The organism is bacterium (assembly GCA_037131655.1).
In the GTDB taxonomy this organism is placed as follows: domain Bacteria; phylum Armatimonadota; class Fimbriimonadia; order Fimbriimonadales; family JBAXQP01; genus JBAXQP01.
The window spans coordinates 1-9,592 of sequence record JBAXQP010000083.1 but is presented as its reverse complement, the minus strand read 5'-3'; the positions used below and the strand labels follow the sequence as shown (position 1 = coordinate 9,592).

Below are 9,592 nucleotides of genomic sequence, written 5' to 3'. Positions count from 1 at the left end.
GGTTTCTTTACCGTCTTAGTCTTTACTGGCTTTGGACAAAGCGCGCCAGTCTTTACGGTGACTGCTGTATTGCAACTCTTTTTCGCAGGAGTAGCAGCAATGATAATGCAAGTAACTGCCAGCGCTAGGATGAGCGTTGATATTCCTAATACTTTTCTTCTCATTGTAACCTCCGTTGTATGCGATGCGCCTAAGCTTGGCGACATCAGTGTTGAGGATTGGGGTTTCGTATGTTCCTATGAGCGTTCTTTGCGACGTATAGCCTCGCAATCGCGCCTCTTCAGGCTATTTCTAATGTGATAAGCTTCTTCATCTCATCAGCGCTCGGTAACCTACCTACTATTTTAACCTTGCCATCGACCACAAGGGCTGGGGTCATCATCACTCCGAACTGCATGATTTCGCGGATGTCAGTCACTTTCTCGAGTTCATACTCGATACCAAGCGCGTCTGCGGCAGTCTTGGTTAGCTCGGTCAGCTTATTGCATTTAGCACAGCCTGTTCCTAGTATCTGTAGTTTTCTCATAATCAAATTCCCTTCCCTGTTATTGCCAAGCAGATAGAATAGCCAATCAAATGCCCTATAAAATCTGTACGCCGAGGCGCCTCTAGCGTATGGCGGTTAGGCATCCAGTGGCTGTCGTTTTCAAGACGCCTTCGACACAATCAAAGAAGCTCATAACGCATGGGCATCGCAGGCTATAGAAAACCTGCAGTCCGCGCTTTGACACTTGAACAATTCCCGCCGACTTCAACACGCTCAGGTGCTTTGAAACGGTAGACATATCCGCCCCAACCAGATCCGTCAATTCGTTCACGCAACGCTCACCTTTAGAGAGTTGATCCACGATAAACAGCCTCGTCGGATGCGCCATCGCCTTAATCACCTGTGCGCGTAATTCGAATTTCGCTTGTGTCTCTACGTCCATCTTCTACCTCGCTTTGCTATTTGGCAGTTTACCCAAGTAGCACAAGTGAAAGAAGTAATTAAAGAAATATACAATTAAGGCGGGGGTTCTTTTCCCATCTAATAACATAGATGGGAGCTGTGTTGTCGTGAGATGGTGGTTGATAGATGACGAATCGAGTGGAGCATGCTGGCAAAGTTTCTCAACCCCACGTGTATTCCATGGATTGCCCGCAATACCCGCGCTCGATCCGTCGTTTTTGGGGGTTCAACAAGGGACTCCCGAGCGCATCGAGACACCCACTACGAGAACTAATATAACACTTATTCAACAGTTTTGCAAGTAAATATGCGAGTAATTTCAAAGAACAACACGCTGTGACACATAATTACTTAGGCAATAAAAGCAGCAACGACAAATTAAAGTATTGTTGTTGTATCACTATTATTGCAACCTAATATGATGGTGTCTAAGGGTACTCTTTAGGAAAGAAAGGATAGGGGTAATTAGATGAAAGAACACAAGGCACAGTGGTTGGCGGACGGGACGTTAGGGTTGATGGTGCACCATATCGTTGATCCCAAAGGTGCGACGCATGCGGAGAAGACGTGGGAGCTTAACCGGGTGATTAATGCCTTTGACCTCGATTCGTTTATTCAACAGTTTGATGAGAGCGGGGCGAACTGGCTAATCTTTACGTTTGGACAGTGCACCCAGTACTTCTGCAGCCCCAATGCATGGCTGGACAGCATCGAGCCGGGACATGGGTCTGAGAGGGATCTTATGCGGGAGATTGGGGAAAGAGTGCATGGGATGGGCAAGAAGCTCATCACCTATCTGCCGGTTGGAATCCCTATTCCGGTCGAAGGATATACGCCGGGGCCGTTCAGGGGAGGCACACATGACCCGCTGTTCCTGGATCTCTATGGCTGTTGGCTGCGCTCCTACTCGAACTCGCTCGGGCGTCTTTCGGATGGTTGGTGGTTTGATGGGGTGTTGGACTTCACTAACCGTTACATGACGAATTGGCAGGCATTCTGCGATGATGCACGCGCGGGCAACCCGGATGCGATTGTGGCGCTCAACGACGACAACTTCTGCAACGGGATTGAACAACCTGTATCCCCCTATCAGGACTACTTGGCGGGTGAGGTGGAAATCCTGGAAGACAGCCAACTCCAGTTTGGCCACATCATAGAGAGCCGTACCAGGACGAGAAGGGCCGTTGGCGAGAGCGCGGAAAGGCTCCCCTGCCCCTCCTGATGCCCACTTGCCAGTATTTGAATGGCGTACAGTGGCATGCGCTGGCACCGGTGGACTGCCGCTTCAGCAGCAAAGTATCTGACCATTACTACACGGACGATGAGCTAATTAAATTCGTTGCCGACTGCAAAGCGGTCAAGGGCGCGGTAACGTTCAACCTGCCAGTTGAGCTAGACGGCAACATCCCCGAGAAAAGCTTGAAGCAATTTTCAAGAGTGAGCAAAGCTGTTTTGGGTTAGTTAGATGACTGTCGAAACAGAAAAGGTTACAAAGCGTCCATTTAGAAGGCCGAGACGGTGACGTCTCGGCCTCTTGCATGCAATAATCACTGAGGTTTATAGACATGGAGGATGAAGGATGCTAGCAAACAAATTGAAAGTGTATTCACTGATTGGATTGTTAATAATTTTGTGCTCAATCGCAAGCGCTGAGACTAAGCTTGACGGCAAACGGGCGCCGTGGGTTGAGCCTTATCAAACGGCAATTAAGTCTATTGTGGGGATTGGCAATGGCATTTCAATGGGGAGCGGATTTATCCTCACTGAAAGCGGCTATGTGCTTACCTGCAATCATCACCTTAAACAAGAAAGCAACAATCAGGTAATGCTTCTGGACGGGACAATGGTTCCCTATCGCGTTGTAGTTCAGAATGAATACTACGATCTCGCTCTTATTAAGATTGTTTCTGATAAGCCCTTTATTCCTGCCAAATTGGGGCGCAGTAGTGAGATCAAGATCGCCGAACCGGTGATGGCGATTGGCAACCCTTATGGGCTAACATTCTCCGCAACGACAGGCGTCATCTCAGGTGTTAATCGCAAGGTCGGCAATACATTTGCCCAATATGATAGCGTTCTTCTGACAGACGCTGCCGTGAATTACGGAAGTTCAGGCGGGCCGCTAATCAACATGAATGGCGAAGTGTTAGGGGTTACGGTCGAGTGCATTGCAATCAATGCCGCTATTCCGATTGACACTGTTTTGCGTGAGTTACCTGATTTGATTAACGCGGAAGCGCGTTATGGATACAAGCTTGGACTTAAGCTTAACCCAGATAAGACAGGTGTTGTTAAGGAAGTCGTGAAAGGCTCACCCGCTGAAAAGGCAGGGCTTGTGGTTGGCGATGTAGTAACGAGCATCAACAAAAAGCCGATCGTAAGAAGTCTTGACTTCATACTTGAACTACTTGATCACAAAGGCGGCGATAAGCTGAGCCTCACTGTAAAACGCAAAAGCATTGTATTAAATAAGACTATCACTCTTGGCGTAGTCCCGTTGAGAGCCGCTGAACAAGTTGCAAATTTAACCCCTGGGCTATTCGTTGATCTCTACTCTGGCAATTGGAACAAGCTGCCTGATTTCAGCAAATTGACCTCTGCGGGTAGAAATGTTGCCGGTGATGTATCGCTTGATGCTTCGCTAAAGGGTAAGAACTACTACGGTTTGCGTTTCACAGGTTATGTCAACGTGCCGACAGATGGCGTGTATGGCTTCTTTATTGCCTCGGATGATGGCAGTCGCATCTGTATCGGCAATCAGGTTGTAACCGATCATGATGGCCTACATGGGGCGAATGAGAAGGCTGGTTTCATCCCTCTCAAAGCAGGTTATCATCCCATTACCATCGAATACTTCCAACGCGATGGGGGAAGTGATCTGAAGGTTTATGCAGATGGTCCCGGCTTTGCCAAACAAGCGCTACCTTCAACCTCTCTCTTTCATAAAGCCAATTAGCTCGTGCCATAAGGATAAAATATGATGATTAAACTACAAATTCGATTGGCAAGAGTGGTAATGGGGGCATTTGTGTTCCTTTTGGCTTTGCCTTCCCTACCGGCAAACGATCTTGGGCCGATGCCTTGGGATAAGCTCTACTCGAGTTGTATGAAAAGTTCCGTAGACGTCCATATCTATAAATCGGCGAGTGGCTCAGCCGAAGGTAGTGGGTTTGTCTTTAACGAGGCCGGTTATGGGTTCAGCAACTGCCATGTGGTCTCGGTAGAAGGCACTCGCATGGTCTCCTTTGGTGATGGCACACGGCTTCCTTTCAAGGTTATTGTAAGAAAGGACGACCTCGACATCGCGATGATAAAGGTGGAATCCGACAAGCCTCTTTATGCAGGGAAACTTGGCTATAGCAGCAAGCTGGTGGTTGGCGAGCCGGTGATGGCAATTGGCAACCATGCGACCATGGGAATGATGGCGACTTGCGGAATTATTAGTGGTATCAACCGCTTCTATGGCTACAATTGGCACCTGCCCGGTAATGAGATGGCAACCACTATCCACTACGACATGATACAGACCGATGCCTATATCGTTGGCGGTAACTCGGGCGGTCCACTCTACAACAGCCTGGGAGAAGTGATCGGCATTAATTCTGGTGAACGTCGTTTTGCCCGACGCATGGCATTCTCCATACCGATCGACAAGTGCATCACCCTCATGCCCGGCCTTTTGACCGATGCAGCCTATTACAAGTTCACTCTAGGCATGAACGTCGATGCAAGAAGCGTGGGGATAGTAACTAATGTCGTTGCTGGCACTCCTGCTGAGGTTGCTGGAGTGAAAGTTGGCGATCGCGTTATTAATGTAGACGGTAAGACGGTCAAACTAGGTCTGGATTTCTGGACCTACCTAATCGACCTTAAGCCAGGCACAGCCGTACGTTTAACGCTGAAACGCGGCAAGGCAGATGTCATCACCACTGTTATTTTGGGAGCGCCGAAGTAGTTCTTAAGGAGTTCTGAATGTCATACGAGGATGGATTGGCAGCGATTAATCTGCAGATGCCGAAGAGGGTGCCGCGGTTTGAGCCTAGCGCAGAGTCTTATCACTTTGAGCTGATTAAGGCGGTGACGGGGATTGAAGTCAGCGTGGATAGCTCTGAAGAGGAACAGCTTCGGGCGGCTCAGGCGTTTTTGAAGGCTTGGAACTATGACCTCTATTTTGGCTGCGAAATCGCTAATGCCGAACTAAGCGCGAAGGCGACTAAGATGGGGCATGCCGTCTATGCCCAGCGCGGAGCCGACTTCGACAACGATATCTCTTGTCCATTCACGGACGTTGAGGAAGTGCTTTCTTTCGACCCGTGGGAAGTCTATGGTCCTCGCGACGAGAAGCAGCTAATCGAGCGTTTCAATAAGCACTACCGTACGCAGTGCGAGCTTTACCCCACTAACGTCAACACCACCGGCATCTATATCACTCTGATGTCAGGGATGATTAAGATATTCGGGTGGGAGATGCTGCTTGAGGCAGCGGGTACTGACCCTAATCGCTTTGGCAATGTGGTTAATCGCTATTCTACTTGGATTGAGCAGTATTACCGTGCGATGGCACAGTCTGAGGCGACGGTTATCTACAGCCACGACGACATGGTGTGGACAGAAGGCGCGTTTATGCACCCAAGCTGGTATCGCGAGTATATCTTTCCCAACCTTAAGCGCCTATGGCAGCCTTTGGTGGATAGCGGCAAGAAGATTATCTTCATCTGCGACGGCAATTACACGCAGTTTGTTGATGACGTCGCCGCGTGCGGTAATGCAGGCTTCTGGTTCGAGATATTCACCGATTTAAAGCATATAACTGAAAAGTTTGGCAAGACCCACATTATCGTTGGTAACGCCGACGTCCGCATCCTGACTTGGGGCAGCAAACCCCAGATAAGGGCTGAGGTCGAGCGCTGCATGGCCGCAGGTAAGAATTGCCCCGGCTATTTCATGTGTTGCAGCGGCCACATCCCAGCTAACGTTCCTGTCGAGAGCGCCCTCTACTATAACCAGGTGTACGAAGAACTGAGCAAGAGGTAAGTTATGAAAATCACGGTTGCTTCCTTTTCTTTTCATGGACTGCTTAACGCGGGCATGATGGATATCTTTGGGTATTTGGAGACGGTTCGGTATCGATTCGGGCTGGATGCCGCTGATATCTGGAGCGGCACATTAGCCAGCCTCGATGACGACTATATCCGCAAAGTGCGCGAGGCGTTGGATGAGCGAGAGCTTGTTCTGGCAAACCTGTGCGTTGACGGGCCGCATCCTTGGGAAGATGATGTCGAATCGCGGGTTGCGCATCGCGTTCAGGCTCTAAAGTGGATGAAGGCAGCTGAGATACTGGGCGCGAAGACGTTGCGTATTGATATGGGTGGAACCGGAGAGACTTTCACCGAAGAACAATATGACTACGTAGTAAAGCGGTTTAAAGAATATGCAAAGCGGGCGTGGGACAATGGATATCGCGTTGGTCCCGAAACTCACTGGGGACCGGAACTTACCTTAGCCGTCCAACAAAGAGTGTGCGAAGAGGTAGACCATCCGGGATATGGCATTCTGCTTCACCTTGGCCACTGGAACGGTGGGCCGGAAGCAGAGGTCGCGGGAGACATAGCCATCGCCCCGTGGGTGATGCACACTCATGTTGATGCGCGCTTAACAGCGGCAGGCCCTGAACCTAGACTGCGCGCTGTGCGGGATGCCGGTTATGAAGGCTATTGGGGCGTCGAGCACCACTCCGCCAACAACGAATATGCGGAACTGGCTTGGCAACTTGGCGTTATCAAACGGGCGGAGTCCAGACTTATTCGAGGAGAAGCATAACTATGAATAAAGTAAGAATAGGTTTTATCGGTGTCGGGCAAATCGGCAAGATGCACCTCGATGCCTATATGAATATCCCTGGGGCTGAAGTTGTGGCGGCGGCTGACGTGAATGAAGTCGAACTAAACCGCGTAGCGGACATGTACAACATTCCGCATCGCTACACAGACTTCCGCAAGCTGCTGGAACGCGACGACATTGATGCGGTTGATGTTTGCCTCCACAACAACCTGCACATGCCTTTTACCGTTGCTGCGCTTGAAGCAGGTAAGAACGTTTATTGCGAAAAGCCTATCGCCGGTTCCTATATTGACGGTGTGAAGATGCTTGAGACTGCTCAGAAATGCAAACGCAAGCTCAGCATCCAACTCGCCACCCTCTTTTCTGGCGAGACGCGAGTGGCCAAGAAGTTAATTGAGAACGATCGCCTGGGCAATATCTATCATGCCCGCTCCACTGGCTTCCGTCGTCGAGGCAGACCCTATGTTGACGGTTATGGCACCGAGTTCTTTGTCAAGAAGGAAACTGCGGGCGGCGGCGCGCTCTTCGATATGGGGGTCTATCACATCGCACAAATTCTTTATTTAATCGGTATGCCCGAAGTGACACGCATCAGCGGCAAGATCCACCAGGAAACCGATATGGACACGGCGCGGCGAGCTAAGAGCGGCTATAACGTCGAAGAGTTGGGTCTCGGGCTTGTCAAGTTCGAGGGCGGACTGACGATGGACATCATCGAGTCGTGGGCGATGCACCTCAACACCTTTGAGGCAAGCTATATCGCAGGTTCACAGGGCGGCATCCAGTTCGACCCCCTGACCTATCACACGGCCATGGACGGCATGGAAATGGATGCTACTTTCCGTGTCGACGGGATATGCGCTCGATGGTCAGACCTGGTCGAGGACGATGAAGCCTACACCTCCCCCCAAGGCCATTGGGTCGCCGCTCTGCAAGGCCGTGTTGACCTCCTCCCCACCGCCGATGTAGCCCTTCAAACCATGCTGGTCAGCGAAGGCATCTACCTCTCCGACCACCTAGGCCGAGAGGTCACCCCCGAAGAAGTAATGGAGAAGTCCAAGTCAAACGCGGTGAAGATATAACCGACATTTGAAGTGTCGTGTTTTTGGCTGAGGGCATCAGGAATTTTCACGATGCTTCGGTAGCAGAGCGTAGCGGCGCTGCCGGAGCTTAACTTTGTAATAATATGCAACTGCTGCAAAGTCGGATTAGCATCGCCTTCCAAAATCTGGCTGTAGTTCAACTGGAGACATATTTATATTTTACCGCCTGGCTCGTTTTGGAGGTGTTCTCTAGCAGTTGGGCTTCGGCATCGGCGCTACGCTCTGATACCGAAGCATCGAGTATGGGGAGGGACTTAATCTTTATAATGCGATGCGCGCGCACTGGTAGGCTGGCGAGTTATCTCCAAGCACTAATTGGCTATAGCTTGATTGAGGCCATGCCTCTGGGGTCTCTGTTAAACCACGGCGCACCGGATTAGCGTGGATATATTCGATCTTCTCTCGCACTATATCTTCAGAGTATATCGGAAATACTCTTGGTCGCTCCTTCCAGAAGCTTTCTTTAGCGGGTGATAATCGCTTTGATGTTTGACCTAAGGTTCTTTGGATGAAGCGGAGGATGCTATTCCCTTGTTCTGACCATAGCAGCATGTGCACGTGCTCTGGCATGATGACATAGGCCCATGTCTGGACGGCGAAGCGTTTGGAGTTCTTGTGCCATTCGTCGTAGAGGCACTCTATCGCTGGTTCCGTGAGAAGCGGGCGCCAGTCTTTTGCTGTGTAGGTGCAGAAGTGGACGTGATTATCCACGTAGAAATTATGCCATCGTCCCATAGGTTTATTTTACCACTACTCGTTTGTGCTTCGGCATCGCCGCTTTGCTTTGATACCGAAGCATCGTGTTTTTGGATGGGGGCATCGGCTTCAGTACTTCGCTTTAATACCGATGCATCGGGGATTTTAGGGTTTGGCTTGACAATAATAACCCAGGTGGCCATACTTATCTAGACCTTAGCAGAACTTGGGGCTTGGGTCTTCGTCTAATTATTATCTTGAAGAGGTTGAGTATGGCTTTGAAGAAGTTTTTGGTTGTTTTTTTTGTCTTTACTACCGTTTTACTTGCTTCTGCTGCTCCTATGAAGCTTTCTGATGCCGACCCGGCGATGAGGCCTTGGGTGGGTGTGTACGGCAGCGTTAAGGAATCGTGTTTTTGTATCTTTATTGGCTACAACGTGGGCAGTGGATTCTTTGTCACTCCTTCGGGATATGCGGTGACGAATAGTCATGTGGTGCGGTTGGAAGCCAATAAGGGCGTGCAGACGATTGATGGGGCTTATCATCGCTTCAGGGTGGTCGCGGAAGACCAGCTTAACGATCTCGCCATATTGAAAGTTACCGGCACAAAGCCTTATAAACCCAGTGTTATAGGGCGAAGCGGGGATCTGAAAGTTGGAGACCCTGTTATGGCAGTCGGCAATCCGCAAGGGATCGGGTTTACTGCTACCCAAGGGATCATAAGCGCAATCGGACGAACGGCAATGTCCGATTACGGACCCGCAAACAACTTACTTCAAACTGATACCAGTATTGACCACGGTAACTCTGGAGGTCCACTTTTTAATATAATAGGGCAAGTCATCGGTGTAATGTCAGCCGGTAAGACGGATGTGCATGGTCTCAACTTTGCCATCCCGATGGATAAAGTCATCACTCTCCTTCCCCTGATGCTCTCACCAGAGAAGCGTTATGGCTTCATTCTAGGTATGATAGTAGACCAAGCTGGCGCAGTCACGGAAGT

Annotated in this window: 11 protein-coding genes; 8 read left to right on the top strand and 3 right to left on the bottom strand. The window is 50.0% G+C overall.

Going from position 1 to position 9,592, the window contains the following annotated elements; genetic code table 11:
* Window positions 1–280: 280 nt before the first annotated feature.
* Window positions 281–526, bottom strand: coding sequence for a thioredoxin family protein (locus tag WCO51_05535; GenBank protein MEI6512723.1), 246 nt, complete (start codon window positions 524–526; stop codon window positions 281–283).
* A gap of 82 nt (window positions 527–608) precedes the next feature.
* Window positions 609–929 carry a metalloregulator ArsR/SmtB family transcription factor gene (locus tag WCO51_05530; GenBank protein MEI6512722.1) on the bottom strand — a complete coding sequence of 107 codons (321 nt, stop codon included), beginning with the start codon at window positions 927–929 and terminating at the stop codon, window positions 609–611.
* Window positions 930–1,442: 513 nt separating this feature from the next.
* Between WCO51_05530 and WCO51_05525 the strand changes: the two genes are divergently transcribed.
* From WCO51_05525 to WCO51_05495, 7 genes are all read left to right on the top strand, one after another.
* Window positions 1,443–2,171, top strand: a complete 729-nt coding sequence (locus tag WCO51_05525) for a hypothetical protein (GenBank protein ID MEI6512721.1) — start codon at window positions 1,443–1,445, stop codon at window positions 2,169–2,171.
* Window positions 2,171–2,410, top strand: coding sequence for a hypothetical protein (locus WCO51_05520; protein MEI6512720.1), 240 nt, complete (start codon window positions 2,171–2,173; stop codon window positions 2,408–2,410). Before WCO51_05525 ends, WCO51_05520 begins: the two co-directional genes overlap by 1 nt.
* Before the next feature lie 118 nt (window positions 2,411–2,528).
* Window positions 2,529–3,905, top strand: a complete 1,377-nt coding sequence (locus tag WCO51_05515; protein MEI6512719.1) for a trypsin-like peptidase domain-containing protein — start codon at window positions 2,529–2,531, stop codon at window positions 3,903–3,905.
* A gap of 21 nt (window positions 3,906–3,926) precedes the next feature.
* Window positions 3,927–4,904, top strand: coding sequence for a trypsin-like peptidase domain-containing protein (locus WCO51_05510; protein ID MEI6512718.1), 978 nt, complete (start codon window positions 3,927–3,929; stop codon window positions 4,902–4,904).
* A gap of 17 nt (window positions 4,905–4,921) precedes the next feature.
* On the top strand, window positions 4,922–5,983 hold the full coding sequence (locus WCO51_05505) for a uroporphyrinogen decarboxylase family protein (GenBank protein ID MEI6512717.1): 1,062 nt from the start codon (window positions 4,922–4,924) through the stop codon (window positions 5,981–5,983).
* A gap of 3 nt (window positions 5,984–5,986) precedes the next feature.
* Window positions 5,987–6,769, top strand: a complete 783-nt coding sequence (locus WCO51_05500; GenBank protein MEI6512716.1) for a TIM barrel protein — start codon at window positions 5,987–5,989, stop codon at window positions 6,767–6,769.
* Window positions 6,770–6,771: 2 nt separating this feature from the next.
* A complete protein-coding gene (locus WCO51_05495) occupies window positions 6,772–7,872 on the top strand; it encodes a Gfo/Idh/MocA family oxidoreductase (protein ID MEI6512715.1) in 1,101 nt (366 codons plus the stop codon).
* A 282-nt stretch (window positions 7,873–8,154) separates the two neighbouring features.
* Here the strand turns inward: WCO51_05495 and WCO51_05490 are convergent, their stop codons facing one another.
* The gene (locus tag WCO51_05490) at window positions 8,155–8,628 is read right to left on the bottom strand and encodes a transposase (protein MEI6512714.1); all 474 of its coding nucleotides are present in this window, start codon (window positions 8,626–8,628) and stop codon (window positions 8,155–8,157) included.
* Between the two features lie 233 nt (window positions 8,629–8,861).
* Here WCO51_05490 and WCO51_05485 point away from each other — a divergent pair.
* A partial coding sequence (locus WCO51_05485) for a trypsin-like peptidase domain-containing protein (GenBank protein ID MEI6512713.1) occupies window positions 8,862–9,592 on the top strand: 731 nt, incomplete at its 3' end.